The organism is Bacillus sp. B2-WWTP-C-10-Post-4 (genome assembly GCF_009183805.1).
GTDB lineage: Bacteria > Bacillota > Bacilli > Bacillales > Bacillaceae_G > Bacillus_A > Bacillus_A cereus.
Map to the genome: position 1 here is coordinate 1 of NZ_WEII01000002.1, position 25120 is coordinate 25120.

Consider the following 25120-nt stretch of genomic DNA (forward strand, 5'->3'; position numbering starts at 1 on the left):
TAATATAACAGTAGGTCAATGCTTACTAATACAGATGTAAAAAATAAAAACACGTTTGTGTAGTAGAAACCTGCATATTATTTATAAAAAAACGTATTCAAAGTAATTGACATCGTAATTAGAATAGTTGTAAACTAAAAAACGTGATCAAGATTGTATTAATATGTTTCTGAAAAAACATTAGTACAGATTGTTAGGTACACAAAATTATTCTCAACCGACATACAAACATGTTGGTTTACATCGTTGCGCTTTTTAAACTGGAAAATAGCCAGTGAAAGCGTTTCAGAATATGGTTCAAGAGAGGAAGAGGTGAACGGAATGGGTACTAAAACAAAAAAGACCCTATTTAATGTTGATGAGCAAATGAAAGCTATCGCAGCTCAATTTGAAACATTACAAATTTTAAATGAAAACGGTGAAGTTGTGAATGAAGCAGCTATGCCTGAATTATCTGATGATCAATTAAAAGAATTAATGCGTCGTATGGTGTATACTCGCGTATTAGATCAACGTTCTATTTCTTTAAACCGTCAAGGACGTTTAGGTTTCTACGCACCTACAGCTGGACAAGAAGCTTCTCAATTAGCAAGTCATTTCGCACTTGAAGCAGAAGACTTCATCTTACCAGGATACCGTGATGTACCACAATTAGTATGGCACGGATTACCATTATACCAAGCATTCTTATTCTCTCGTGGACACTTCATGGGTAACCAAATGCCTGAGAATGTAAATGCATTAGCTCCACAGATCATTATCGGTGCGCAAATCATCCAAACTGCTGGTGTTGCGTTAGGTATGAAACTACGTGGTAAAAAATCTGTTGCAATTACTTATACTGGTGACGGTGGTGCTTCACAAGGTGACTTCTACGAAGGTATGAACTTTGCAGGTGCATTCAAAGCTCCAGCAATCTTCGTTGTTCAAAACAACCGTTATGCAATCTCTACTCCAGTAGAAAAGCAATCTGCAGCTAAAACTGTAGCACAAAAAGCAGTAGCAGCAGGTATTTACGGAATTCAAGTAGACGGTATGGATCCATTAGCTGTATACGCAGCAACTGCTTTTGCTCGTGAGCGCGCAGTAAATGGCGAAGGCCCTACTTTAATCGAGACTTTAACATTCCGTTACGGTCCACATACAATGGCTGGTGATGACCCAACTCGTTACCGTACAAAAGATATCGAAAACGAATGGGAACAAAAAGACCCAATCGTACGCTTCCGTAAGTTCTTAGAAGCTAAAGGCCTATGGTCTCAAGAAGTTGAAGAGACAGTAATCGAAGAAGCAAAAGAAGATATCAAACAAGCAATTGCTAAGGCTGACCAAGCTCCAAAACAAAAAGTAACTGATTTAATGGAAATCATGTACGAAAAAATGCCTTACAACTTAGCTGAACAATATGAAATCTACAAAGAAAAGGAGTCGAAGTAAGCCATGGCTCAAATGACAATGATTCAAGCAATCACTGATGCTTTACGCGTTGAAATGAAAAATGACCCTAACGTACTTGTATTTGGTGAAGACGTTGGTGTAAACGGCGGTGTATTCCGTGCTACTGAAGGTTTACAAGCTGAATTTGGTGAAGATCGTGTAATGGATACTCCACTTGCAGAGTCTGGTATTGGTGGACTTGCAGTTGGTCTTGCACTTGAAGGATTCCGTCCAGTTCCAGAAATCCAATTCTTCGGTTTCGTTTATGAAGTAATGGATTCAATTTCTGGTCAATTAGCTCGTATGCGTTACCGTTCTGGTGGACGTTGGACTGCTCCAGTAACAGTTCGTTCTCCATTCGGTGGTGGTGTTCATACTCCTGAACTACATGCTGATAGCTTAGAAGGATTAGTGGCTCAACAACCTGGTCTAAAAGTTGTTATTCCATCTACTCCATACGATGCTAAAGGTCTTTTAATCTCTGCGATTCGTGACAACGATCCAGTTATCTACTTAGAGCATATGAAATTGTACCGTTCATTCCGTCAAGAGGTACCAGAAGGTGATTACACAATTGATTTAGGTAAAGCTGATATCAAACGTGAAGGTACAGATGTATCTGTTATCGCTTACGGTGCTATGGTTCACGCTGCATTAAAAGCTGCTGAAGAACTTGAAAAAGAAGGTATCTCTTTAGAGGTTGTTGACTTACGTACAGTTCAACCATTAGATATCGAAACAATCATCGCTTCTGTTGAAAAAACAGGTCGCGTAGTTGTAGTTCAAGAAGCTCAAAAACAAGCTGGTATTGCAGCTAACGTTGTAGCGGAAATTAACGACCGTGCAATCTTAAACTTAGAAGCTCCAGTTGTACGTGTTGCAGCTGCTGATACAGTATTCCCATTCTCTCAAGCAGAGAGCGTATGGTTACCAAACCACAAAGATATTGTTGAAGCTGTAAACAAAGTAATGAACTTCTAATTTTTAGCTTTTCATGTGCAAAAGAAATCAGCACATGCTGGTTTCTTTTGTACATATTCCATAATAATGAAATGAATCAGGGGGCTGAATTCCGTGGCATTTGAATTTAAACTACCAGATATCGGTGAAGGTATCCACGAAGGTGAAATCGTAAAATGGTTTATTAAACCAGGCGATGAAGTAAACGAAGACGATGTACTTCTTGAAGTACAAAATGATAAAGCAGTAGTAGAAATCCCTTCTCCTGTTAAAGGTAAAGTACTTGAAGTACTTGTAGAAGAAGGAACAGTTGCAATCGTAGGAGATACATTAATTAAATTTGATGCTCCTGGATACGAAAACCTTAAATTTAAAGGTGACGATCATGATGAAGCTCCAAAAGCTGAAGAAGCAGCAGTAGAAGCTCCAGCAGCGGAAGCTACTCCAGCAGCAACTGCAGAAGTAGTAAATGAGCGCGTAATTGCTATGCCATCTGTTCGTAAATACGCTCGTGAAAAAGGTGTAGACATTCATAAAGTAGCTGGTACTGGTAAGAATGGCCGTATCGTAAAAGCTGACATCGATGCATTTGCAAATGGTGGACAAACTGTAGCAGCAACTGAGGCTCCAGCAGCAGTAGAAGCTACTCCAGCAGCAGCGAAAGAAGAAGCACCAAAAGCACAACCAATCCCAGCTGGTGAATATCCAGAAACTCGTGAGAAAATGAGTGGTATCCGTAAAGCGATTGCGAAAGCAATGGTTAACTCTAAACACACAGCTCCTCACGTAACATTAATGGATGAAGTAGATGTAACAGAACTTGTTGCTCACCGTAAGAAGTTCAAAGCAGTAGCAGCTGACAAAGGTATTAAATTAACTTACCTTCCGTACGTTGTTAAAGCTTTAACATCTGCATTACGTGAATACCCAATGTTAAACACTTCTTTAGACGATGCATCTCAAGAAGTAGTTCATAAACATTACTTCAACATCGGTATCGCAGCTGATACAGACAAAGGTCTATTAGTACCAGTTGTTAAAGATACAGATCGTAAGTCTATCTTCACAATCTCTAACGAGATCAATGATCTTGCTGGTAAAGCACGTGAAGGTCGTCTAGCTCCAGCTGAAATGAAAGGTGCTTCTTGCACAATTACAAACATTGGTTCTGCAGGTGGACAATGGTTCACTCCAGTTATCAACCACCCAGAAGTAGCAATCCTTGGTATCGGCCGTATCGCTGAAAAACCAGTTGTGAAAAACGGTGAGATCGTTGCAGCTCCAGTATTAGCATTATCTCTAAGCTTTGACCATCGTTTAATTGACGGTGCAACTGCTCAAAAAGCGTTAAACCAAATTAAACGTCTATTGAATGACCCACAATTATTAGTAATGGAGGCGTAATAACAATGGTAGTAGGAGATTTCCCAATTGAATTAGATACAGTCGTTGTTGGTGCAGGTCCTGGTGGATACGTTGCGGCAATTCGTGCAGCACAATTAGGTCAAAAGGTAGCAATCATTGAAAAAGCTAACCTTGGTGGCGTATGCTTAAACGTTGGATGTATTCCTTCAAAAGCGTTAATCAATGCAGGTCATCGTTATGAGAATGCAATGCATTCTGATGACATGGGTATTACTGCAGAAAACGTAAAAGTTGACTTTACAAAAGTTCAAGAATGGAAAAACGGCGTAGTTAAGAAATTAACTGGCGGTGTTGAAGGCCTTCTTAAAGGTAACAAAGTTGAAATCATTCGCGGTGAAGCTTACTTCGTAGATGCTAATACATTACGCGTTATGACTGAAGATGCAGCTCAAACTTATACGTTTAAAAATGCTGTTCTTGCAACTGGTTCTACACCAATCGAAATTCCAGGATTCAAATACTCTAAACGTGTTATCAACTCTACAGGTGCTTTAAGCTTACCTGAAATTCCTAAAAAACTTGTTGTAATCGGCGGCGGTTACATCGGTATGGAATTAGGTACTGCATATGCTAACTTCGGTACAGAAGTTACTGTAGTAGAAGCTGGCGACGAAATCTTAGCTGGTTTCGAAAAAGCTATGAGCTCTGTTGTTAAACGTGCTCTACAGAAAAAAGGTAACGTAAATATCCATACAAAAGCTATGGCTAAAGGCGTTGAAGAAACAGAAACTGGCGTAAAAGTTAGCTTTGAAGTTAAAGGTGAAATCCAAACTGTAGAAGCAGACTACGTATTAGTAACTGTAGGTCGTCGTCCAAACACTCAAGAAATCGGTCTTGAGCAAGTTGGAGTTAAAATGACTGACCGCGGCATCATCGAAATCGATGAGCAATGTCGTACAAATGTACCAAACATCTATGCAATCGGTGATATCGTTCCTGGACCACCATTAGCTCACAAAGCTTCTTACGAAGGTAAAGTAGCTGTAGAAGCAATTAGTGGCCATGCATCAGCTATCGATTACATCGGAATTCCTGCAGTATGCTTCACTGATCCAGAACTAGCATCTGTTGGTTACACTAAAAAACAAGCTGAAGAAGCTGGAATGACTGTAACTGTATCTAAGTTCCCATTCGCTGCTAACGGTCGTGCATTATCATTAAACAGCACTGACGGTTTCCTACAACTTGTAACACGTAAAGAAGATGGTCTTCTTGTAGGTGCTCAAGTTGCAGGTGCAGGTGCTTCTGATATTATTTCTGAGATTGGTTTAGCTATCGAAGCTGGAATGACAGCTGAAGATATCGCTCAAACAATCCATGCTCACCCAACATTAGGTGAAATCACAATGGAGGCAGCTGAAGTTGCTCTTGGAATGCCAATTCACATTGTAAAATAATTTAAGTAATGTAAATAGCCCTTCTCTTATTGTAAGAGAGGGGCTATTTTTATTTTCATCAAATGACTTGCAAGGTCTTTAAACGTACTTGTCGAATGAATATATAATACTTTAACAAATGATTCAGGCTTAACTTACTTCAAAGGTAATATATATCATCCTATAATATGTAATTGATTCAAACTTAACCCCATATATTAATAAAATAGAGCATGTCAAAGGAGAAGGTTCCATGAAAATATTACATGTTATATTTTATCATTTACTACTATGGAGTGGCTTTTCCACTGTATTAACATTATCGAATGGTGATAAGTTTCATTATAAAGTTATTCTTTTTTTCGTATTTCTATATTTAGCCTATGTAATAGCATATTTTGTATTGCACGTAAGAAAGCAAGCTTTATTTCTTACATGTTCGAATTGTATATTATTTTTAATCATATTATCTATTTTTTAAATTAGCGTTTATAAAAATACATTGTTCTTCCATTAAATAATTGTAACTCTCCTTCTAATTTCTTCGCTAAAAAACGGCAAAATTCATTTGCTTTCCCTTTGTCACCAAATGTTGCATTAGGTGGTAAAGAAACTTGGATGAAAGATTGTTCATTTTCTATACCAACACCAATATAAATTGAGTCATACCGGTCGTGAGTGGATTGAAGTTTTAATGTTGTTGTAGATGTATCTAAAATTTCATAAGGAAAAGCGGTATTTGTATACGTGTAATTAATTTGGGCACCAGTTTTAGAAGTAACTGTTTTATAATAATGAAAAAGTTGTTTTATATCATCTATTGAAACTGATTGTTGGTTGGATTTCGGTACAAGCGTAATAAAGGCGTGTTGCATATAAGTTCCCCCTAGCTTAGTAGAATACTATCATTCTACATCCTACTGAATTTTTTGACAATTAAAAGGAGTATTACATGTTTTGTTTAATATACTATTAATGAAACGTGATGTAGAAAGGTGGAAACTAATGTTTGAAAAATTGTATGATGAGCATGAAAGTGTGAAGGTACGATTTTTAGGGTTTATGACACATGATACACGTTATGATTTTGGTGTTATTTATACAAATATGTTTTTTGGAAAGCCGCTCATTGTTTGTATGCAAACAGGAAGGTCTACTTTACTCGGACGAGATGATGTAGAGAATGTTCAATATATACAGGAGATTTTTAAATTAGGATCAGAAGAGGAAGCAAAGGAGTTAGCTCAGTTTTTCAAATTTCTAGTTCCGTCAACTTCTTTACATGCGGAATATGAAGAATAATTAATGTGAAACAGTCGTACTTATAAATATGGCTGTTTTTTATTTTAATATCGCATACTAATTTAAATTAAAAATATTTAATGTGTTATACTAAAAACCTATTGACGTAAAAAGTATAACATATTAAAATAAAGACAGAAAGTTAAGCGGTTACAAAAAAGTTTTTGGGATTATAAACTTAGGGGGAAATGAAAAATGGGAACAATCGTATGTCAAGATTGTGAAGGTACAATTGCACACTTCGAAGATGAGAAAGTAACGGTACTTTACGGGAAATGTGGATCTTGCGGATGTGATCACACAGAGCATACAAAAGCCCAATAATTGATAGGAAATGGACAGCTAAAAGTTTTTAGGACCATAAACTTAGGGGGAAATGAAAAATGGGAACAATCGTATGCCAAGTATGTGAAGGAACAATCGGACATTTTGAAGATGAGAAAACGACGGTACTTTACGGAAAATGTGGAACAAATTGTGACTGTGCTAGAAAAGATAATGCGAAAGCTTAATGATAAATAAATAGATTACTATTAAAACTCAGGGGGAAATGAAAATGGGAACAATCGTATGCCAAGTATGTGAAGGAACAATTGGACATTTTGAAGATGAAAAATCAACAGTACTATACGGGAAATGTGGATCTCATTGCGAATGTGACCATAAAGAACATACAAAAGCTTAATAATAAGAAAAAGCGCCTACATGTGTAGGCGCTTTTTTAATAAATTGTAGTTGTATGACCAACTGTTGCAACGATTGCATCATCTCTAATTGGAATAAAGCTTATGGATGTCTGTGGTGTACTAGAAGAAGCATATTGGCTCATTATACGGCTATCGATACGGGTAATAGTATCAGTCAAGAAAGCTGAAATAAAAGCGTAAGGGACTCTTCGTTCATTTAATGAATAAATAATTTCTTCTTTTGTTTTTACACCCACGCCATGTCCGTAAAAAAAGAAATTTCCTAAATAGATTGTGTTTTCTCCTTGCCACTCAATCGTAGCTGGATTCACTTGTGGGTTTTTAAAGTAAACGAGGTCACCTGGAACAAGATCGCCACCGTTTTTTGTTATGAGCCTTAGATCTTGATCGTAGTCCCATGTATAAAGTAAAAGATTTGCAAATAGACGATTGAAAGTTTCTTCCTCATACAATGATAGTAAAGCTTTATAAAAAATAATGATCATAGCGGTTGCGCATTCAGTTCCATATAGTTTTCCATTTTTAAAAATATCTTGTATGGCAATAGAAGATGGTATGTTTGGAAGAAGCTCGAATCCTCCAAGGGATGTTCTTTTCCAATACTGGGGGTTGCAAAAGGATTGTTGAAATGTGCGAAACTGAAATCCACTTTGAAAAAGCTCTAGTGCAGAGATAATAATATTAACTCGTAAATTGAGATCAAAGCTGAGTTCATCAGCTGTTCGGAAGGAATAAACTTCTTGATTTCCTGCCATTATTGATAAAATTTGTTGTTTCTCTGCTGCAAATGGCTCATATTCATTTGTAATATAAGGATGTACAATAGAACGGCCTATTACAATCATAATAGTATCCCCACCTATACGTTACATTCTTAAGTATCGTATGAAGAAAAGGAAAAAAGGTGAAAAAAAAAGCCTATCAACTGATAGGCTTGTACTCTTTAATAACACGTAATGTTTGTAAGGTCATATCTTCAGGACCTTGTACAGGTAAACCTGCTTCTAAGTTTTTCCGAATATACTCTAAGTTTTCTTGTGTAATAATTTCCCCCGGAGTAAAGATTGGAATCCCTGGCGGATAAACCATAACAAAATCAGCTATAATACGACCCGCTGCATTTTCAAATGGAATGACTTCTGTTTCCGAATAAAAAGCATCTCGAGGAGAAAGTGCTAGCACTGGAATTTCTGGAATCTCTACTTGTATTTGAACACCTTTATCTGCCCTATTTCTAAATGTTGCTGCTAAATCGTGTAAAGCTGCAATAAGTGTATTTGTATCACTTTCTGTATCTCCCAAAGTGATAAGACATAGTATGTTGTATAGATCTGAGAGTTCTACTTCAATGTTATATTGCTCTCTAAGCCATACTTCAGCTTGGTGGCCGGTAATACCTAAATCTTTTACAGATACAATTATCTTTGTTGGATCATAGTTAAAGGTAGCATCTGTACCTAACATTTCTTTTCCAGGACAGTAAAGATGCTCAATAGAATTTATAGCATCACGAACATGTTCAGCTAATTGTATTGTTTGTTCTATGAGTGCTGTTCCTTCTGTAGCAAGACGCTTTCTCGCAACATCAAGGGATGCTAACAAGATGTAAGAAGTTGATGTAGTCGTAAGCATGCTAATAATAGATTGGACATGCTTTACATTCACTAAGCCTTCTTTCACATTAAGAATAGAACTTTGAGTTAAAGAGCCTCCTAATTTGTGAACACTTGTTGCTGCCATATCTGCACCAGCTTGCATCGCTGACATGGGTAATTCATCGTGAAAATGAATATGAACACCATGAGCCTCGTCGACTAGTACAGGGATGTCATAAGAATGTGCTAATTGTACAATCTGTTCTAAGTCTGCAGCAAACCCAAAGTACGTTGGGTTAATAACAAGTAAGCCCTTTGCATCTGAGTGCTCTTCAAGTGCTTTTTTGACAGATTGAATTGTGATTCCATGAGAAATACCGAGCTTCGGATCGATTTCAGGATGCATGAAAATCGGTTTTGCGCCTGAGAAAATAATAGCTGACATTACTGACTTATGCACGTTTCGTGGTACTAGGATTTTGTCACCAGGACCGCAAACGCTCATCACCATTGTCATAATAGCACCACTTGTACCTTGAATAGAAAAGAAAGTATGATCTGCACCGAATGCAGCGGCTGCTAAATCCTGTGCTTCTTTAATCATACCTTTTGGATGATGTAAATCATCGAGTGGCGCAATATTAATTAAATCAATTGCTAATGCATTATGCCCAATAAATTCGCGAAATGTAGGATCCATGCCCTGTCCTTTTTTATGACCAGGAATATGGAATTGAATTGGATTTCGCTTACTGTGCTCAACTAAAGCGGTAAACAATGGTGTTTCGTATTGGGACAATCTATACACCCCTTCTTCTTCATAATATTTAGTGTAATTTGTTTTATATAATCCTGCTCTAAAAAGTTTAGTCTTTTTAGAATAAGGCTTGTTTTTCTGCCATTCAAAAAATCGTTTTTGAGATGGTAGCTTCACTTTACTTTCTATAAAACAAAAGCATTATATCACCAATAATTATAGATGTATAGAAAAAAATGTTTTTAAGGTGAGTATGTTTAATAGTTAGCCTCAATTAATGAATAGAGGAAGACAATTCCATTAAAATGAATAAATAGTGTATAATGCAGAGTGGCTATAATGAAGAATAAAATATTCTCTTTAAGATAGCATAATGAAACAAGAAGAAATGATAAATGAGGTGCGAAATGGAATATCAATATCCGTTAGATTATGATTGGTCAAATGAGGAAATGGTTACAATTGTTAAGTTTTATGAAGCGATTGAGAAAGCTTATGAAAAAGGGATTATAAGAGAAGAATTAATGGGTTTATATCGTCGTTTTAAAGAGATTGTTCCATCGAAAGCAGAAGAAAAGAAAATTGATAAAGAATTTGAAGAAGTAAGTGGATACTCTATATATCGTGCTATTCAAAGGGCAAAAGAAGTCGAAGAACAAAAGCTTGTAAAAATGTAAAAAATATTTTGAAAAATAAAAACTGAAGTGATATAATGTGATAACAACTAAAAACGGACAATATAAATTGTCCGTTTTCTACTATCGATTACAAAGTGCATATAAAGGAAGGAGTGATTGCATCGTAGATTCAATCTTAGCAAGGAATTGTTCGTTGGTCATTGCTGAAAACTCCTCTGGTGATATATGAATACCAACTAATAATTCTGCTTTTTTTACAGTAGCTAATCGTTCAATCATCTTTTGTAAGTCTTCGGTTTCAAGTGTTTTATGTAATTTCACACTTGGTTTAGTATGGTCAATGGACCAAACGAAGTCATTTGGAATATTTGTTTTTAAATCATTTAAATGTTCTAAGAAGGCATGAGCCGTCTCAACTTTTTGTGGACACTCATAGATTAAACCAAAGTATATGAAGGCATGAGTACCCCATAAGCCGATTTGGAAATGCGGTAGCATTTTATATCCTCGTTTATTTGTTGAAAAAGCAACCCAAGTATCGTTTGGTGGATTGACTTTGCGGCGTGCGTGTTTTGCAACATGATAAAAAAAGTTCTCATCAGTTTGTTTGGATAAGTATTCTGCAAATTGTTCCCCTAAAGCTTCTAGCTTAGGATGAATGTTCGTTTTAATTGCACTCATTCGTTCTTCGAGACCATCAACTGTAAAGACATCAAAATCAGTTGACTTGAATGTTTGTATTGTCATGATTGTTCCTCCAACTCCTATTTTGCTTTTATTTTAGCATAGCTTGTACTATTCATAAAAAAAACAGCACAAAAAAATTTAAATAAAAAAATATAATTTTGTTGCATAGATGATTTATCCAACATAGTATAGTATAAAACAAAAAATCAGAAAATTGAATTAATTCTAGTCCGAGGGCAGACGAATATTGGGAGGAGGCAAATAATATGAGACAGGTGATTAATGCGTTAAAGAGAACAGATGCTGAAAAGAGAATACCGGTGCTACGTTTGGAGCTAGATTATGAATTAGCAACTTTATATGATGCGATGATGGAAGATGATAAACAGAAAAAAGAAGAGTGTGTACAAAAGTTAGAAGTGTTAAGACTTGAAATGATTCGTTTAGAAGCGTAATAATAGTATATGTATAAAAAATTAGTTGGTGCGAACCTTATAAAGGGTTCGTTTTTTCTGTGAACAGTATAGATCGGAGTGTTTAAACATGCAAGAAGTATGGAAAGACATTGATGCACACGCCAAACGGTGGATTCGGGATGCAGGAGAGCATTTAATGGCATCAATGAAAAAAGCACTTATTATAGAAACAAAATCAAATGCAGCTGACTTAGTTACAAATATGGACCGAGAGATAGAACAGTTTTTAATTGGGAAAATTAAAGAAACATTCCCGAATCATAATATTTTAGGAGAAGAGGGTTATGGAGACGAGATAACGTCTTCTGACGGGGTTGTTTGGTTAATTGATCCAATTGACGGCACGATGAACTTTGTTCATCAAAAAAGAAATTTTGCGATTTCAATTGGGATTTATGAGAACGGTATCGGAAAGATTGGACTTATATATGATCCAGTGCATGATGAACTATATCATGCAGTCAAGGGATCTGGAGCTTTTTGTAATGATATATCAATTCCTCCACTGAAAAAAGGAACTGTAGAGCAAGGTATTGTAGCTTTAAATGCGATATGGCTTACAGATAATCCATTGCTTAATATGGAAAGTATGATGGCACTTGTTAAGAAAGCAAGAGGCACAAGATCATATGGCTGTGCAGCGTTAGAGATGGTATACGTTGCAACAGGAAGAATAGATGCATATGTAACGCCGAGATTATCACCATGGGATTTTGGCGGAGGACAGATAATTGTAGAAGAAGTTGGAGGTAAGGTGACGACATTCTCTGGAGCGCCACTTTCTATCATAGAGAAGAGCAGTGTGTTAGTTGCAAAACCAGGAGTGTATGAAGAAGTGTTATCGTTTATATGAGAGCAACAAAAAAAGTAAGAGGCTGTGTATAAGCTTCTTACTTTTTAGCGTTATTGTGATTTGCGCATTTTTCTTTTTGTTACAAAACCGTATCCAACTGTAACAAATGTGCCGATAATGCAAATAATAATACCGATTGGACTATTTTCAGCAATCATAATGCCGATACCGATTAAGAAAATAACACCGATAATTGCAGTTAATAAAAAGCGATATTGAATGTGTTCCATTTCTTCACCCTCCAATCTCATTTTACTTTCACAAAAGTAAGAATACAACTATATTTTCATTCTTGCTTTTATTTTAATTGCTATTGTATCCCCTTCGCTCTTATAATAGAGAAGGATTAAAAAGACATTAGGAGTTGGACATGTTGAAAAAACGACAAGATTTACGTAATATAGCAATTATTGCCCACGTTGACCATGGTAAAACAACACTTGTTGACCAGTTATTACGTCAAGCGGGGACTTTCCGTGCGAACGAACACGTTGAAGAACGCGCAATGGATTCAAATGATCTAGAAAGAGAACGCGGTATTACAATTTTAGCGAAAAATACAGCGATTCACTATGAAGATAAAAGAATTAACATTTTAGATACACCTGGTCACGCTGACTTCGGTGGAGAAGTAGAACGTATCATGAAAATGGTTGATGGTGTTTTACTTGTTGTTGATGCATATGAAGGTTGTATGCCACAAACACGATTTGTTTTAAAGAAAGCTCTTGAGCAAAACTTAACTCCAATCGTAGTTGTAAACAAAATTGACCGTGACTTCGCTCGTCCAGATGAAGTAGTTGATGAAGTAATCGACTTATTCATTGAGCTTGGTGCAAACGAAGATCAATTAGAGTTCCCAGTTGTATTTGCATCAGCAATGAACGGAACAGCAAGCTTAGATTCAAACCCAGCAAATCAAGAAGAGAATATGAAATCATTATTCGATACAATTATCGAACATATTCCAGCACCAATTGATAACAGCGAAGAGCCACTTCAATTCCAAGTAGCACTTCTTGATTACAACGACTACGTTGGACGTATTGGAGTTGGTCGCGTATTCCGCGGTACAATGAAGGTTGGACAACAAGTTGCTTTAATGAAAGTAGACGGAAGCGTGAAGCAATTCCGCGTAACGAAATTATTCGGTTACATGGGATTAAAACGTCAAGAAATTGAAGAAGCAAAAGCAGGGGACTTAGTAGCCGTTTCTGGTATGGAAGACATTAACGTAGGTGAAACAGTATGTCCAGTTGAACATCAAGATGCGTTACCATTATTACGTATTGATGAGCCAACACTACAAATGACGTTCCTTGTAAATAACAGCCCATTTGCAGGTCGTGAAGGTAAATACATTACATCTCGTAAAATTGAAGAGCGTCTTCGTTCACAATTAGAAACAGATGTAAGTTTACGTGTAGATAATACAGATTCTCCTGATGCGTGGATCGTATCTGGACGTGGGGAACTACATTTATCTATCTTAATTGAAAACATGCGTCGTGAAGGTTATGAATTACAAGTATCTAAGCCAGAAGTAATCATTAAAGAAGTTGATGGCGTAAGATGTGAGCCTGTAGAGCGTGTACAAATCGATGTACCTGAAGAATACACTGGTTCTATTATGGAATCTATGGGTGCACGTAAAGGTGAAATGTTAGATATGGTGAATAACGGAAACGGTCAAGTTCGCCTTACTTTCATGGTTCCAGCACGTGGTTTAATTGGTTACACAACAGAATTCTTAACATTAACTCGTGGTTACGGTATTTTAAACCATACATTCGATTGCTACCAACCAGTACACGCTGGACAAGTTGGTGGACGTCGTCAAGGTGTTCTAGTTTCACTTGAAACAGGAAAAGCATCACAATACGGTATTATGCAAGTTGAAGACCGTGGTGTAATCTTCGTTGAACCAGGTACAGAAGTATATGCTGGTATGATTGTAGGAGAACACACTCGTGAGAACGACTTAACAGTTAACGTTGTGAAAATGAAACAACAAACTAACATTCGTTCTGCGACGAAAGATCAAACTTCAACAATGAAGAAACCACGCCTAATGACTTTAGAAGAATCATTAGAGTACTTAAACGATGACGAGTTCTGTGAAGTAACTCCAGAATCAATTCGTCTACGTAAAAAGATTCTTGATAAGAGTGAGCGCGAAAGAGCTGCTAAGAAAAAGAAATCTGTTGAAGCGTAAAAATAAAAAAACAACGCCCTTTATAAAGGGCGTTGTTTTTTTATTTTGTTTATTTTTTAGAATATTTACTTATTTTTGTGGACAGTATTTTTTTTGCGAGTTACTCTTGTATTAAGTGTATAAAGAAAATTGCATTTTACTGCTAGGGGGGAAGAGTGTGTTAGAAAGGATGTCTTTTTTTGCAAAATTGTGTAAGGTAGATGAAAATCCAGAGTTAGGAATGTGGTTACTTTATGGGACGATTATTATATTAAGTGCTCTCGTTTATAATTTAGGATTTGCTAGAAAGTTGTCTGTACTAAAAAATATTGTGATATACATATCATTAGCAATTGGATGCACAGTATTAACCTTTTTTGCTGTGTTTTTACCTGTTGGAGAAGGGCTTGTTGTAGCGGCAATTGTACTTGGAATTTATAGAGTGCGTTTGCGTCAAGCGAAACAACAAAAAGCAGGCTGAGGAAGGGGAGTTTTCATGCGTTCAGTACAAGATGCACTATATAATTGGTTAACAATTAAAACAGTTGCGGAAGCACGCCCAGATGATAGTGCTGCAAAAGAAACATATTTGTTATTTCAAAATATGATATATGAAGAACATAAATTAAGAAATGTGGAAGTCGAAAAGAACGAGGAAATGTATTTAATTACATATGAAATGAATGGAGAACGGAAATCTGCAAGGTTCCCGTTAGAAGCCATTGATTGTTTTTTGGATCAGATGAATCGTGAACCAGAAAAATATAAATAAGTCCTTATCTATATGAGTAAGGACTTATTTACATTTTACCAATCATCTTCGATTTTTTTATCACGATATAATCGGAAATTACCACTTGCATGACGTTCCATTGTACGCTCTGCAATTCGTTCCGAACATTCCATGCACATATATGTATGAATAGGGCGATTACGCAGTTTTTTTGCCATAGGATTTTCATCATCTAACATATCTTTTTTATCACAAATCATACATTTGACTCTCATTTCGTCACCTCAATACGAATTCTATCAGTATAAGTATATCATGGAAGTATAATGTTTTTGAATAATAGTGGGAAAAAATAATATTTTCGCAATTCAAAAAATAAGTTATGATAAGGATATACCAAGTATGTTTGGAGGTGAAAATATGGCGAATGTAGTAGAGCCTACCTTAACAGAGGATTTAGTACAAACGTTGCGTAAAGAGTGTATTGTTATGATAGCAACGACAGATTTCGAAAAGCAAGTTCCTAACGTAAGTGCTATTTCTTGGGTGTATGCAGTGAGTAAAACTAGTATTCGATTTGCAGTAGATCAACGTTCACGTATTGTGGAAAATATACGGCATAATACAGGTGTGGTATTGACTATAATGGCGAATGAATCCGTATTTTCTATAAGTGGTGCAGGTGAAATTTTGACAGATAGAATGGAAGGTATTTCTCTAAAATTAACTGTAATAGAAGTAAATGTGCAAGAAGTGCGTGATGTTATGTTTTATGGAGCGAAACTTGCAATTGAACCAACATATGAAAAAACATATGATCTTCGGGCAGCGAAAAAGCTGGATAATGAAGTGTTAGTAGGGATAAGAGAATTATAAAGATGCTAAATAGGAAATTCGTTTATTCACTTTTGTAATCGGTTATTGTGATTTAACGTTAATAATTATAATAAAAAGTAATATATTGAATAGAAATGAATAAAGAATAAATAAAGAATAAATAAAAGGTTTAATGACTATGATTTTCGATTCTACCTCGTTTACACGGTACATATAATTATAACAATGGTTCGTCCATATTGTATGGATGAAACCCTTGTTCTACAAATTTAAAAGTGGAGTCAGGGGGTAACAGGTTGGATAAAATTTATGTGTTAGATACGAATGTACTTTTGCAGGATCCTTTATCTATTTTTTCATTTGAAACCAATGAAGTAGTGATTCCAGCAGTTGTATTAGAAGAGGTTGATTCGAAAAAACGTTATATGGATGAAGTAGGACGAAACGCTCGTTATGTATCTAAGTTAATAGATAAATTTCGTGAAATAGGAAAGCTGCATGAAAGTATCCCGCTAGAAAACGGCGGAACATTTCGTATTGAATTGAACCATCGTTCATTTGTGCAACTACAAGATATTTTTGTAGAAAAAACAAATGATAATCGAATTTTAGCTGTAGCAAAAAATCTATCTTTAGAAGAACAGGAAAAAGAGGACGGGAAGTCTGTTATTTTAGTAAGTAAAGATGTACTAGTAAGAGTAAAAGCTGATGCAATTGGTTTGAAGGCTGAAGATTATTTAAGTGATCGCGTAATTGAAGTAGAAAATATATATTCTGGTTTTTTAGAAGGATATATATCAAAAGAACAATTGGATTATTTTTATGAGAAAGGTGAATTGCCTCTATCTGAAATTGCGAATCATCCTTTTTATCCAAATCAATTTGTAGTGATGAAAGATGCATTAGGGGGCTCTAGTTCTGCTCTTGGCATTGTGGATCACTTAGGTAAGAAGGTAAAGAAACTTATTTTTCACAATGAACAAGTGTGGGGGATACGACCACGAAACGTGCAGCAAATTATGGGATTAGAATTGTTGCTTCGTGAAGATATTCCGCTTGTAACGTTAACGGGGAAAGCCGGCACAGGAAAAACGTTACTTGCGTTAGCTTCGGGACTTATGCAAACAGAAGACTTAGGGTTATATAAAAAATTACTTGTGGCAAGGCCAATTGTTCCAGTCGGAAAAGATATCGGTTATTTACCAGGAGAAAAAGAAGAAAAGTTAAGACCATGGATGCAGCCAATTTTTGATAACCTAGAGTATTTATTTAATACGAAAAAGCCAGGAGAGTTAGATGCTATTTTAGCTGGAATGGGTTCGATTGAAGTAGAGGCCCTTACTTATATACGCGGGAGAAGTATTCCAGATCAGTTCATTATCATTGACGAAGCACAAAATTTAACAAAGCATGAAGTGAAGACGATATTAACTAGGGTAGGGGAAAAGAGTAAGATTGTATTGATGGGAGATCCTCAGCAAATTGATCACCCATATTTAGATGAATATAATAATGGCTTAACGTATGTTGTAGAGAAGTTTAAAGAACAGCGTATTAGTGGTCATGTGAAGTTTGTTAAAGGGGAGCGATCTAATTTAGCTCAACTAGCAGCAGATTTATTGTAAAAAGGAGTGAGCTTAAGCTCACTCCTTTTCTTTAAATAATTGTAAATTTACGGATGTTACGGATTGGATTTTGTTGATTAGATCCATCATTGAAATAGAGATGAACAGGCCCGTCTTCTTTTAATGGTTTTCCTTCTTTTGAAAAGCCTAGTATAGCATTTTTGACAGTTTCTAATGGAAGTGTCATTGTATGATCTACCGTTTCAATTTCAACTTGCGTAGCGTCTTCTAAAATTTCAGCGTTAGCAAGGAATGGATGAAATGGTATACCAAATGTTCCAGTAATCAGCTGTTCTTTTTTATATTTCTTCACACTTTGTTGTATTGGAGGAAAAGCGGCACCATCACGGATTTCGCGATCCCAATGTTCTGAAGTGTTTTTTAAATAAGTTTCTAGTTCAGACGTGTTTTCTCTAGCTTCATCAAAGTAAGTTGTCAAATCTACTTTTCGATCATCAAAGATCCAAACAGTTGGATCAATAGTGATTGGAAAACGTACTTTTCCGTTAATAAATAAAATTTCGCTCATTGTTGTTCCCCCATTTGTGTTATACTCCCACTTTTCAGTATAATAGTATTAGACACTGTTGTCACAAAAAATGTTTCTATTGCAATTTATTAAAACTATCGCTAATATTAATAGATAGGATAGAGGAGAGTAGGACGGAAACGGAGGGAATCAATTTGGCGTCTGAGACAGTAGCAAATCATCAGGAAAAGGCACTAGCCCTTCTACAAGCGGATGCAGAGAAGATTTTAAGACTTATTAAGGTGCAAATGGACCATCTTACAATGCCGCAATGTCCATTATATGAAGAAGTGTTAGACACACAAATGTTTGGACTATCCCGCGAGGTCGATTTTGCGGTTCGCCTTGGTCTTATTGCAGAAGAACAAGGGAAAGCAATGTTAGGTGAGCTCGAACGTGAGTTATCTGCACTTCATGAAGCATTTACAAACAAACAACAATAACGGGTTCAAATAAGGGGGCTCAAACTAAATTAGTTTGAGCTTTTTATTTGTATAATAAAGCAGGAAGAATCAATGTACATATGGAATACAACAATAATTAAATTGAAACAGAAAGAGGAAATGAAATGAAAAAAGTATGGAAATCAATGGATTATTCATTGTTACTTCCTCTTGTTATTTTATGTGTGCTGGGGGTAATAATGGTATATAGTTCGAGTTCCATTGTTGCGATTTCGAGATTTGATAAACCAGCAAATTTCTTTTTTAAAAGACAATTAATTACTTTAGTTGTTGGGACAATGGTATTAATAATTATTGCTACTATCCCATATAAAGTTTGGAGAAAACGAATTTTTTTGTTGGGGAGTTACGGTGCTAGTGTTGCCTTATTAGCTGCAGCTGCCTTTTTCACTAAGTCAGTAAACGGTGCAAACGGGTGGATATTTGGAATACAGCCTGCAGAATTTGTTAAGATAACAGTTATTCTCGTCTTAGCTCATTTTTTTGCGAAAAGACAAGAAACGAATACACCTGTTTTCAAAGGGTCAGGTCCAGTACTTATTGGTGTTGGAATAATCATGTTTTTAATATTAAAGCAAAATGATTTAGGTACTGATTTGTTAATTGCAGGAACAGTAGGAATTATGTTTCTTTGTTCGGGAGTACAGGTTAACTTATGGATTAAACGAATTGCTTTAACTTCTATAGTATGGATTCCGGCACTATATCTTCTTGGTAATTATGCATTAAATCCATATCAAAAGGCACGTTTTTCTGTTTTCCTTGATCCGTTTAATGATCCTCAAAAGGATGGGTTTCAATTAGTGAATTCATTTATTGGAATCGCTTCTGGAGGGCTTAATGGTAGAGGATTAGGGAATAGTGTACAAAAATATGGTTATTTACCAGAACCGCAAACGGATTTTATAATGGCAATTATATCTGAAGAACTTGGTTTTATAGGTGTAGCTATCATTTTAATCTGTTTATTACTTATTATTATTCGGTCATTTAGAGTTGCGCAAAAGTGTACAGATCCATTTGGAAGTTTAATAGCTATCGGAATTGCAAGCTTGTTTGGAGTTCAAACGTTTATCAATGTCGGTGGTATGTCTGGAGTAATACCACTTACAGGAGTACCATTACCGTTTGTTAGTTACGGCGGAAGTTCTTTATTAGCTAATCTACTTGCAATGGGAATACTACTCAATATTGCTAGTCACGTGAAACGACAAGAGAAACAACAGAATGGTGTAATGAAAGAAAGAGAACAAAATGGACCACATCTTGTAGTTGTAAAATAAAAACACATTGTGCTTTAGAGCATGATGTGTTTTTTATTTTTAAGTAGTTTTAAATATGATGTACTAATTTCTCTTTCAGTCAAAAGATATATCACATTAAGTTAAATGTGATATACAATTAAGTTGTTAGAAAAGGAAGAGGTATGCTATACTATTTTTGTGAAACAAATTGCACAGAAAACTTATCATTTGTTAGAAAATAAGGTATGATGGATAAAAATAAAGTGAAGCTTTCTAAGTATAATATAATGTGGAAAGTGAAGAACTTCACGCTTTTTAAGGTGTGTATATATTTTATCTCTAGAGTGGTAGGAAAGTAGAGGGGGAAAATCATGACAAAGCTGCAACGTATTCAAAAAGTATTGGTAGCTAACCGTGGAGAGATTGCAATTCGTGTGTTTCGAGCTTGTTCGGAACTTGGATTAAAAACAGTTGCAATCTATTCTAAAGAGGATAGTGGTTCTTATCATCGCTATAAAGCCGATGAGTCCTATTTAGTTGGGGAAGGAAAAAAACCAATTGATGCTTATCTAGATATTGAAGGCATTATTGAGATTGCAAAAAGTAATCATGTAGATGCAATCCACCCTGGATATGGTTTCTTGTCAGAAAATATTCAATTCGCTAAACGTTGTGAAGAAGAAGGAATTATCTTTATCGGTCCGAAAAGTAAGCATTTAGATATGTTTGGAGATAAAGTGAAAGCAAGAACACAAGCGCAGCTAGCACAAATTCCAGTTATACCTGGTAGTGATGGTCCAGTAAATTCATTAGAAGAAGTCAAAAAATTTGCTGAAAAGTATGATTACCCGATTATTATTAAAGCATCCCTTGGGGGTGGCGGTCGTGGTATGCGTATTGTGCGTACTAGTGAGGAATTAGGAGAATCATATAATCGAGCGAAATCAGAAGCGAAAGCAGCTTTTGGTAATGATGAAGTTTACGTCGAAAAATTCGTTGAAAAACCTAAACATATAGAAGTACAAATTTTAGCAGATGAAGAAGGCAATGTTGTTCATTTATACGAGCGTGACTGTTCTGTACAACGTCGTCATCAAAAAGTTGTAGAAATTGCACCGAGTGTATCACTTTCAGATGATCTGCGTCAGCGTATTTGTGATGCTGCTGTGAAGTTAACGAAAAATGTAAACTATTTAAATGCAGGAACAGTAGAATTCCTTGTAAAAGATGATGAGTTTTACTTTATTGAAGTAAATCCACGTGTTCAAGTAGAACATACGATTACAGAAATGATTACGGGAGTAGATATTGTTCAATCACAAATTTTAATAGCTGATGGACATTCATTACATAGCAAAATGGTAGGTGTTCCGAAGCAAGAGGAAGTAGTTGTACATGGATTTGCAATTCAATCTCGTGTAACAACTGAAGATCCGCTAAATAATTTTATGCCGGATACAGGAAAAATTATGGCGTATCGATCAGGCGGTGGTTTTGGTGTACGTCTTGATACAGGAAATAGCTTCCAAGGTGCAGTTATTACACCGTACTACGATTCTTTACTTGTAAAAGTTACAACTTGGGCACTTACTTTTGAGCAAGCTGCTGCAAAAATGGAACGTAACTTAAAAGAATTCCGTATTCGTGGTATTAAAACAAATATTCCATTCCTAGAGAATGTAGTAAAGCATAAAAACTTCTTATCAGGAGAATATGATACTTCATTTATCGATGCGTCACCTGAATTGTTCTTGTTCCCGAAACGTAAAGACCGTGGAACGAAAATGTTAAATTACATTGGTACAGTAACAGTAAATGGTTTCCCAGGAGTAGGGAAAAAAGAAAAACCAATATTCCCAGATGCTCGTATTCCATGTTTAAAACATTCAGAGCCAATCCAAAATGGAACGAAACAAATTTTGGACGAGCGTGGAGCGGACGGATTAGTAAAATGGGTACAGGATCAAAAACGTGTACTTTTAACGGATACAACATTCCGTGATGCACACCAGTCATTACTTGCAACTCGTATTCGGACAAAAGATTTACATCAAATTGCGGAGCCAACAGCGAGAATGTTACCGAACCTATTCTCAGCGGAAATGTGGGGCGGTGCAACGTTTGATGTTGCGTATCGTTTCTTAAAAGAAGATCCATGGGAACGATTACTAGATCTTCGTGAAAAAATGCCGAACGTGTTATTCCAAATGTTACTTCGTTCTTCAAACGCAGTTGGATACAAAAACTATCCAGATAATTTAATTCAAAAATTTGTGGAATGTTCTGCTCAAGCAGGCATTGATGTATTCCGTATTTTTGATAGCTTAAACTGGGTGGAAGGCATGAGAGTTGCAATTGACGCTGTACGAGATACTGGTAAAATTGCAGAAGCAACAATGTGCTACACAGGGGATATTCATGATCCACTGCGTAGTAAATATGATTTAAATTACTATAAAAATTTAGCAAAAGAGTTAGAAGCATCAGGAGCTCACATTTTAGGTATTAAAGATATGGCGGGCTTACTAAAACCAAATGCAGCATATGATTTAGTTTCTGCATTAAAAGAGACAGTGTCGATTCCAATTCATCTGCACACGCACGATACGAGTGGAAATGGTATATTAACGTATACGAAGGCAATTGAAGCGGGTGTTGATATCGTCGATGTAGCAGTGAGTTCTATGGCTGGTCAAACGTCACAACCAAGTGCGAACACGCTATACTATGCGTTAGGCGGAAACGAAAGACAACCAGATGTTAATATAGATTCTTTAGAAAAACTATCTCATTATTGGGAAGATGTACGCAAATACTATGCACCGTTTGAAAGTGGTATGAATGCGCCTCATACAGAGGTGTATATGCATGAAATGCCGGGTGGGCAGTATAGTAATCTTCAGCAACAAGCGAAGGCGGTTGGTTTAGGAGATCGCTTCGATGAAGTGAAAGTAATGTACCGCCGTGTGAATGACATGTTTGGAGATATTGTAAAAGTAACGCCATCATCAAAAGTTGTTGGTGATATGGCATTATTTATGGTTCAAAACCATCTGACAGAACAAGATGTTTTAGAGCGTGGACATGCCATGGACTTCCCAGGGTCTGTTGTTGAAATGTTCTCTGGTGATTTAGGTCAACCGTACGGTGGTTTCCCGAAAGAATTACAAAAGATTATTTTAAAAGGGAAAGAGCCATTAACAGTAAGACCAGGTGAATTACTAGAGCCAGTAGATTTCGAAGCGTTAAAAGAAGAATTATTCCATAAACTTGGACGCGAAGTAACGATTTTTGATGTAGTGGCATATGCTTTATATCCAAAAGTATTTATGGATTATGAAAAAGTTGCTGAGCTTTATGGAAATGTATCTGTACTTGATACACCGACGTTCTTCTATGGTATGAGACTAGGTGAAGAAATTGATGTAGAAATTGAACAGGGTAAAACATTGATGGTTAAACTAGTATCAATTGGAGAACCTCAGCCGGATGGAAACCGCGTTCTTTACTTGGAATTTAACGGTCAACCACGTGAAATTATCGTGAAAGACGAGAGTGTAAAAGCAACAGTTGCACAACGTGTGAAAGGGAACCGTGAGAATCCAAATCATATTAGTGCAACGATGCCAGGAACGGTAATTAAAGTAGTTGTAAAAGAAGGCGACGAAGTGAAAAAAGGCGATTCTATGGCAATTACAGAAGCGATGAAAATGGAAACGACAGTTCAAGCGCCGTTCAATGGTAAAGTGAAGAAAGTATATGTTAACGATGGTGATGCAATTCAAACGGGTGATTTACTTATTGAATTAGATCACTAAAATAAGAAAAGAGCTGTGTAAATACAGCTCTTTTTTATTGCAAAAAATCCCTTGCCGAATTGGCAAGGGATTTTAGTTTTAAATTATTTTGTTTGTTTAGAAGTTGATTTGGCTTCTTTTGCATTCACTTTACTTCTTGTTCCTAGCATAACTAAATAGCATAGTACGGCAAACAAGCAAGAAATGAATAGAGAATGTAACAATGCCATCGCTAAACTAGCGTTTGTAAATACAACTAAAACTCCTACTACAGCTTGAAGTGTAACAAGGATAAATGAAATAATCCATCCCCAATATACTACAGGTTGCTGCTTGTAATGGCGAATAGCGAGAATCATCGCGTATAGTATCCAGGCGAAAATTAACATCGCTGCAACTCTATGGCCCATTTGAACCCATTCATGTAGTTGAGTTGGCATAGGTCTGTTTTTGCTACATAAAGGAAAGTCTGGACAGGCTAAGCTAGCTCGTTCGTGACGTACTAAAGCACCTGTGTAGACGACGATATAACTGTAAATTGTTACACCATAAATATGAAATTTCATTTTTTTGTCCATAATAAGTGAACGTGCATCAAATTTTTGGTCAATTTCAAAGATAAGACACGTTAATAAGATGACAGAAGCAAATGAAATTAAGGAAATACCGAAATGGATAGCAAGTACAGCTGGCATTTGTCCCCAAACAACTGCTGCTGCTCCCATTAATGCTTGTGCAACTAAAAATACGAAGGATAAAATTGCTAACGTTTTTGTTTCACGCACATGTTTATAATATTTCCAGGACAAAATACAAAGTAGAGTGACAAGAATTCCAGCTGATCCTGATGTTAATCGGTGGCTAAGTTCAATAATAGTTTCCATTGATAAATTAGATGGAACAAATTCACCGTTACAAAGTGGCCATGATTTACCACAACCTTGACCAGAACCTGTTTTTGTAACTAAAGCGCCTCCTAATAAAACTATTAATAAATCAAGGCTTGTAATGACTGCTAACCATTTAATAAAGCGTTGCAATCTCTTTCACCATCTTTCTGCTATGAAGTTATTGCGAAATATTTTCATTCCATTATGTATAGAATAAAACGCGCTAGTTCCTATGATATATAAAAAATAATAAAATAGCAAAGAAATGGAGGGGGAAGGAAAGGGAGAGAAAATAGGTGTAAAAACAGGGTTCGTAAGGGAAATTTTGGGTGAAAAATAGGCTATTTTGAAAAGAAATGGGGAGAATACGTGTTAAATAGGACAAAATAGTTTATTATAGAAGGTAACATCATGTTATGATAAGGACAAGTCAGAATGAAGTTTTTTATATTCGACACAAAAAGTTCATGTTTTCTTCACAAAATGTTCGGGAAATATGATTTAATATATTGGAGTATGGGCGTAGATTAGTAGTAGAATGGGTTAACAATGTTTCTACTGTAATAATATTGCTATATAGAAGCGAATTATTTC

At 36.0% G+C, this 25120-nt stretch carries 28 protein-coding genes; 20 read left to right on the top strand and 8 right to left on the bottom strand.

The annotated features are described in order from the left end of the window. Nucleotides 1-321 precede the first annotated feature (321 nt). From pdhA to GBN78_RS01785, 5 genes are all read left to right on the top strand, one after another. Nucleotides 322-1437, top strand: coding sequence for a pyruvate dehydrogenase E1 component subunit alpha (gene pdhA / locus GBN78_RS01765; protein ID WP_000536895.1), 1116 nt, complete (start codon nucleotides 322-324; stop codon nucleotides 1435-1437). 3 nt (nucleotides 1438-1440) lie between these two features. After that, on the top strand, nucleotides 1441-2418 hold the full coding sequence (gene pdhB, locus GBN78_RS01770; protein ID WP_000068168.1) for a pyruvate dehydrogenase complex E1 component subunit beta: 978 nt from the start codon (nucleotides 1441-1443) through the stop codon (nucleotides 2416-2418). A 93-nt stretch (nucleotides 2419-2511) separates the two neighbouring features. Further along, nucleotides 2512-3801 carry a pyruvate dehydrogenase complex dihydrolipoyllysine-residue acetyltransferase gene (gene pdhC / locus GBN78_RS01775; RefSeq protein WP_000863419.1) on the top strand — a complete coding sequence of 430 codons (1290 nt, stop codon included), beginning with the start codon at nucleotides 2512-2514 and terminating at the stop codon, nucleotides 3799-3801. A 5-nt stretch (nucleotides 3802-3806) separates the two neighbouring features. Further along, nucleotides 3807-5219: a dihydrolipoyl dehydrogenase gene (gene lpdA, locus GBN78_RS01780; protein WP_000260104.1), complete on the top strand. Its 1413-nt coding sequence runs from the start codon at nucleotides 3807-3809 to the stop codon at nucleotides 5217-5219. Nucleotides 5220-5451: 232 nt separating this feature from the next. Then, nucleotides 5452-5679, top strand: a complete 228-nt coding sequence (locus tag GBN78_RS01785; protein ID WP_000697469.1) for a hypothetical protein — start codon at nucleotides 5452-5454, stop codon at nucleotides 5677-5679. A gap of 1 nt (nucleotide 5680) precedes the next feature. Here GBN78_RS01785 and GBN78_RS01790 read toward each other — a convergent pair whose 3' ends face one another. Then, entirely contained in the window at nucleotides 5681-6073 is a 393-nt protein-coding gene (locus tag GBN78_RS01790; RefSeq protein ID WP_001163302.1) for a DUF1885 family protein, read from the bottom strand. 130 nt (nucleotides 6074-6203) lie between these two features. Here GBN78_RS01790 and GBN78_RS01795 point away from each other — a divergent pair, with 130 nt between their 5' ends. From GBN78_RS01795 to GBN78_RS01810, 4 genes are all read left to right on the top strand, one after another. Beyond that, entirely contained in the window at nucleotides 6204-6500 is a 297-nt protein-coding gene (locus GBN78_RS01795; protein WP_000462038.1) for a DUF3055 domain-containing protein, read from the top strand. A 195-nt stretch (nucleotides 6501-6695) separates the two neighbouring features. After that, the gene (locus GBN78_RS01800; RefSeq protein ID WP_000536778.1) at nucleotides 6696-6824 is read left to right on the top strand and encodes a GapA-binding peptide SR1P; all 129 of its coding nucleotides are present in this window, start codon (nucleotides 6696-6698) and stop codon (nucleotides 6822-6824) included. A gap of 59 nt (nucleotides 6825-6883) precedes the next feature. Then, a complete protein-coding gene (locus GBN78_RS01805) occupies nucleotides 6884-7012 on the top strand; it encodes a GapA-binding peptide SR1P (RefSeq protein ID WP_000536803.1) in 129 nt (42 codons plus the stop codon). A gap of 44 nt (nucleotides 7013-7056) precedes the next feature. Further along, nucleotides 7057-7185: a GapA-binding peptide SR1P gene (locus GBN78_RS01810; RefSeq protein ID WP_000536796.1), complete on the top strand. Its 129-nt coding sequence runs from the start codon at nucleotides 7057-7059 to the stop codon at nucleotides 7183-7185. A gap of 36 nt (nucleotides 7186-7221) precedes the next feature. On the opposite strand, the gene GBN78_RS01815 is transcribed toward GBN78_RS01810, so the two are convergent. After that, a complete protein-coding gene (locus tag GBN78_RS01815; RefSeq protein ID WP_000635342.1) occupies nucleotides 7222-8052 on the bottom strand; it encodes a protein-glutamine gamma-glutamyltransferase in 831 nt (276 codons plus the stop codon). 76 nt (nucleotides 8053-8128) lie between these two features. Next, nucleotides 8129-9601, bottom strand: a complete 1473-nt coding sequence (gene speA / locus GBN78_RS01820; protein WP_000084897.1) for an arginine decarboxylase — start codon at nucleotides 9599-9601, stop codon at nucleotides 8129-8131. A 365-nt stretch (nucleotides 9602-9966) separates the two neighbouring features. On the opposite strand from speA, the gene GBN78_RS01825 reads away from it, so the two are divergent. Further along, nucleotides 9967-10236: a UPF0223 family protein gene (locus GBN78_RS01825; protein ID WP_000456549.1), complete on the top strand. Its 270-nt coding sequence runs from the start codon at nucleotides 9967-9969 to the stop codon at nucleotides 10234-10236. Nucleotides 10237-10317: 81 nt separating this feature from the next. On the opposite strand, the gene GBN78_RS01830 is transcribed toward GBN78_RS01825, so the two are convergent. Beyond that, nucleotides 10318-10944 carry a YktB family protein gene (locus GBN78_RS01830; protein WP_000155317.1) on the bottom strand — a complete coding sequence of 209 codons (627 nt, stop codon included), beginning with the start codon at nucleotides 10942-10944 and terminating at the stop codon, nucleotides 10318-10320. A gap of 206 nt (nucleotides 10945-11150) precedes the next feature. On the opposite strand from GBN78_RS01830, the gene GBN78_RS01835 reads away from it, so the two are divergent. Further along, nucleotides 11151-11339 (top strand): hypothetical protein, encoded by a 189-nt coding sequence (locus GBN78_RS01835; RefSeq protein WP_001250164.1) that lies wholly within the window; start codon nucleotides 11151-11153, stop codon nucleotides 11337-11339. A gap of 88 nt (nucleotides 11340-11427) precedes the next feature. After that, nucleotides 11428-12213 carry an inositol monophosphatase family protein gene (locus GBN78_RS01840; RefSeq protein ID WP_001158703.1) on the top strand — a complete coding sequence of 262 codons (786 nt, stop codon included), beginning with the start codon at nucleotides 11428-11430 and terminating at the stop codon, nucleotides 12211-12213. 50 nt (nucleotides 12214-12263) lie between these two features. Here the strand turns inward: GBN78_RS01840 and GBN78_RS01845 are convergent, their stop codons facing one another. After that, nucleotides 12264-12443: a DUF5325 family protein gene (locus tag GBN78_RS01845; protein WP_000400127.1), complete on the bottom strand. Its 180-nt coding sequence runs from the start codon at nucleotides 12441-12443 to the stop codon at nucleotides 12264-12266. A gap of 140 nt (nucleotides 12444-12583) precedes the next feature. Here GBN78_RS01845 and typA point away from each other — a divergent pair, with 140 nt between their 5' ends. The 3 genes from typA (at nucleotide 12584) to GBN78_RS01860 (ending at nucleotide 15179) form a co-directional block, all read left to right on the top strand. After that, nucleotides 12584-14428: a translational GTPase TypA gene (gene typA / locus GBN78_RS01850; RefSeq protein ID WP_000914762.1), complete on the top strand. Its 1845-nt coding sequence runs from the start codon at nucleotides 12584-12586 to the stop codon at nucleotides 14426-14428. 157 nt (nucleotides 14429-14585) lie between these two features. Continuing rightward, a complete protein-coding gene (locus GBN78_RS01855) occupies nucleotides 14586-14888 on the top strand; it encodes a YlaH-like family protein (protein WP_000893664.1) in 303 nt (100 codons plus the stop codon). Between the two features lie 15 nt (nucleotides 14889-14903). Then, on the top strand, nucleotides 14904-15179 hold the full coding sequence (locus GBN78_RS01860; RefSeq protein WP_001258147.1) for a hypothetical protein: 276 nt from the start codon (nucleotides 14904-14906) through the stop codon (nucleotides 15177-15179). Between the two features lie 35 nt (nucleotides 15180-15214). Here GBN78_RS01860 and GBN78_RS01865 read toward each other — a convergent pair whose 3' ends face one another. Then, a complete protein-coding gene (locus GBN78_RS01865; RefSeq protein WP_002082250.1) occupies nucleotides 15215-15415 on the bottom strand; it encodes a YlaI family protein in 201 nt (66 codons plus the stop codon). Between the two features lie 145 nt (nucleotides 15416-15560). Here GBN78_RS01865 and GBN78_RS01870 point away from each other — a divergent pair, with 145 nt between their 5' ends. Both GBN78_RS01870 and GBN78_RS01875 read left to right on the top strand, forming a co-directional pair. Next, nucleotides 15561-16016 carry a pyridoxamine 5'-phosphate oxidase family protein gene (locus tag GBN78_RS01870; protein WP_000024597.1) on the top strand — a complete coding sequence of 152 codons (456 nt, stop codon included), beginning with the start codon at nucleotides 15561-15563 and terminating at the stop codon, nucleotides 16014-16016. A gap of 257 nt (nucleotides 16017-16273) precedes the next feature. After that, a complete protein-coding gene (locus GBN78_RS01875) occupies nucleotides 16274-17602 on the top strand; it encodes a PhoH family protein (protein ID WP_000358083.1) in 1329 nt (442 codons plus the stop codon). Nucleotides 17603-17633: 31 nt separating this feature from the next. On the opposite strand, the gene GBN78_RS01880 is transcribed toward GBN78_RS01875, so the two are convergent. After that, nucleotides 17634-18131, bottom strand: coding sequence for a molybdopterin-binding protein (locus tag GBN78_RS01880; RefSeq protein WP_070184356.1), 498 nt, complete (start codon nucleotides 18129-18131; stop codon nucleotides 17634-17636). Between the two features lie 155 nt (nucleotides 18132-18286). Between GBN78_RS01880 and GBN78_RS01885 the strand changes: the two genes are divergently transcribed. From GBN78_RS01885 to pyc, 3 genes are all read left to right on the top strand, one after another. Next, nucleotides 18287-18574 (top strand): Fpa/YlaN family protein, encoded by a 288-nt coding sequence (locus GBN78_RS01885; RefSeq protein ID WP_000135694.1) that lies wholly within the window; start codon nucleotides 18287-18289, stop codon nucleotides 18572-18574. Between the two features lie 125 nt (nucleotides 18575-18699). Continuing rightward, the gene (locus tag GBN78_RS01890; RefSeq protein ID WP_098283086.1) at nucleotides 18700-19878 is read left to right on the top strand and encodes an FtsW/RodA/SpoVE family cell cycle protein; all 1179 of its coding nucleotides are present in this window, start codon (nucleotides 18700-18702) and stop codon (nucleotides 19876-19878) included. Nucleotides 19879-20210: 332 nt separating this feature from the next. After that, nucleotides 20211-23657 (top strand): pyruvate carboxylase, encoded by a 3447-nt coding sequence (gene pyc / locus GBN78_RS01900; RefSeq protein WP_000164093.1) that lies wholly within the window; start codon nucleotides 20211-20213, stop codon nucleotides 23655-23657. Nucleotides 23658-23740: 83 nt separating this feature from the next. Here pyc and ctaA read toward each other — a convergent pair whose 3' ends face one another. Next, a complete protein-coding gene (gene ctaA, locus GBN78_RS01905; protein WP_001188746.1) occupies nucleotides 23741-24676 on the bottom strand; it encodes a heme A synthase in 936 nt (311 codons plus the stop codon). Nucleotides 24677-25120: the final 444 nt, after the last annotated feature.

What these genes read in the sequence shown, in the direction of transcription:
- pdhA (WP_000536895.1), top strand. Translation starts at nt 322, where the DNA reads ATGGGTACTAAAACAAAAAAGACCCTATTTAATGTTGATGAGCAAATG.
- pdhB (WP_000068168.1), top strand. Translation starts at nt 1,441, where the DNA reads ATGGCTCAAATGACAATGATTCAAGCAATCACTGATGCTTTACGCGTT.
- lpdA (WP_000260104.1), top strand. Translation starts at nt 3,807, where the DNA reads ATGGTAGTAGGAGATTTCCCAATTGAATTAGATACAGTCGTTGTTGGT.
- GBN78_RS01785 (WP_000697469.1), top strand. Translation starts at nt 5,452, where the DNA reads ATGAAAATATTACATGTTATATTTTATCATTTACTACTATGGAGTGGC.
- GBN78_RS01790 (WP_001163302.1), bottom strand. Translation starts at nt 6,073, where the DNA reads ATGCAACACGCCTTTATTACGCTTGTACCGAAATCCAACCAACAATCA.
- GBN78_RS01795 (WP_000462038.1), top strand. Translation starts at nt 6,204, where the DNA reads ATGTTTGAAAAATTGTATGATGAGCATGAAAGTGTGAAGGTACGATTT.
- GBN78_RS01800 (WP_000536778.1), top strand. Translation starts at nt 6,696, where the DNA reads ATGGGAACAATCGTATGTCAAGATTGTGAAGGTACAATTGCACACTTC.
- GBN78_RS01805 (WP_000536803.1), top strand. Translation starts at nt 6,884, where the DNA reads ATGGGAACAATCGTATGCCAAGTATGTGAAGGAACAATCGGACATTTT.
- GBN78_RS01810 (WP_000536796.1), top strand. Translation starts at nt 7,057, where the DNA reads ATGGGAACAATCGTATGCCAAGTATGTGAAGGAACAATTGGACATTTT.
- GBN78_RS01815 (WP_000635342.1), bottom strand. Translation starts at nt 8,052, where the DNA reads ATGATTGTAATAGGCCGTTCTATTGTACATCCTTATATTACAAATGAA.
- GBN78_RS01825 (WP_000456549.1), top strand. Translation starts at nt 9,967, where the DNA reads ATGGAATATCAATATCCGTTAGATTATGATTGGTCAAATGAGGAAATG.
- GBN78_RS01830 (WP_000155317.1), bottom strand. Translation starts at nt 10,944, where the DNA reads ATGACAATACAAACATTCAAGTCAACTGATTTTGATGTCTTTACAGTT.
- GBN78_RS01835 (WP_001250164.1), top strand. Translation starts at nt 11,151, where the DNA reads ATGAGACAGGTGATTAATGCGTTAAAGAGAACAGATGCTGAAAAGAGA.
- GBN78_RS01840 (WP_001158703.1), top strand. Translation starts at nt 11,428, where the DNA reads ATGCAAGAAGTATGGAAAGACATTGATGCACACGCCAAACGGTGGATT.
- GBN78_RS01845 (WP_000400127.1), bottom strand. Translation starts at nt 12,443, where the DNA reads ATGGAACACATTCAATATCGCTTTTTATTAACTGCAATTATCGGTGTT.
- typA (WP_000914762.1), top strand. Translation starts at nt 12,584, where the DNA reads ATGTTGAAAAAACGACAAGATTTACGTAATATAGCAATTATTGCCCAC.
- GBN78_RS01860 (WP_001258147.1), top strand. Translation starts at nt 14,904, where the DNA reads ATGCGTTCAGTACAAGATGCACTATATAATTGGTTAACAATTAAAACA.
- GBN78_RS01865 (WP_002082250.1), bottom strand. Translation starts at nt 15,415, where the DNA reads ATGAGAGTCAAATGTATGATTTGTGATAAAAAAGATATGTTAGATGAT.
- GBN78_RS01870 (WP_000024597.1), top strand. Translation starts at nt 15,561, where the DNA reads ATGGCGAATGTAGTAGAGCCTACCTTAACAGAGGATTTAGTACAAACG.
- GBN78_RS01880 (WP_070184356.1), bottom strand. Translation starts at nt 18,131, where the DNA reads ATGAGCGAAATTTTATTTATTAACGGAAAAGTACGTTTTCCAATCACT.
- GBN78_RS01890 (WP_098283086.1), top strand. Translation starts at nt 18,700, where the DNA reads ATGAAAAAAGTATGGAAATCAATGGATTATTCATTGTTACTTCCTCTT.
- pyc (WP_000164093.1), top strand. Translation starts at nt 20,211, where the DNA reads ATGACAAAGCTGCAACGTATTCAAAAAGTATTGGTAGCTAACCGTGGA.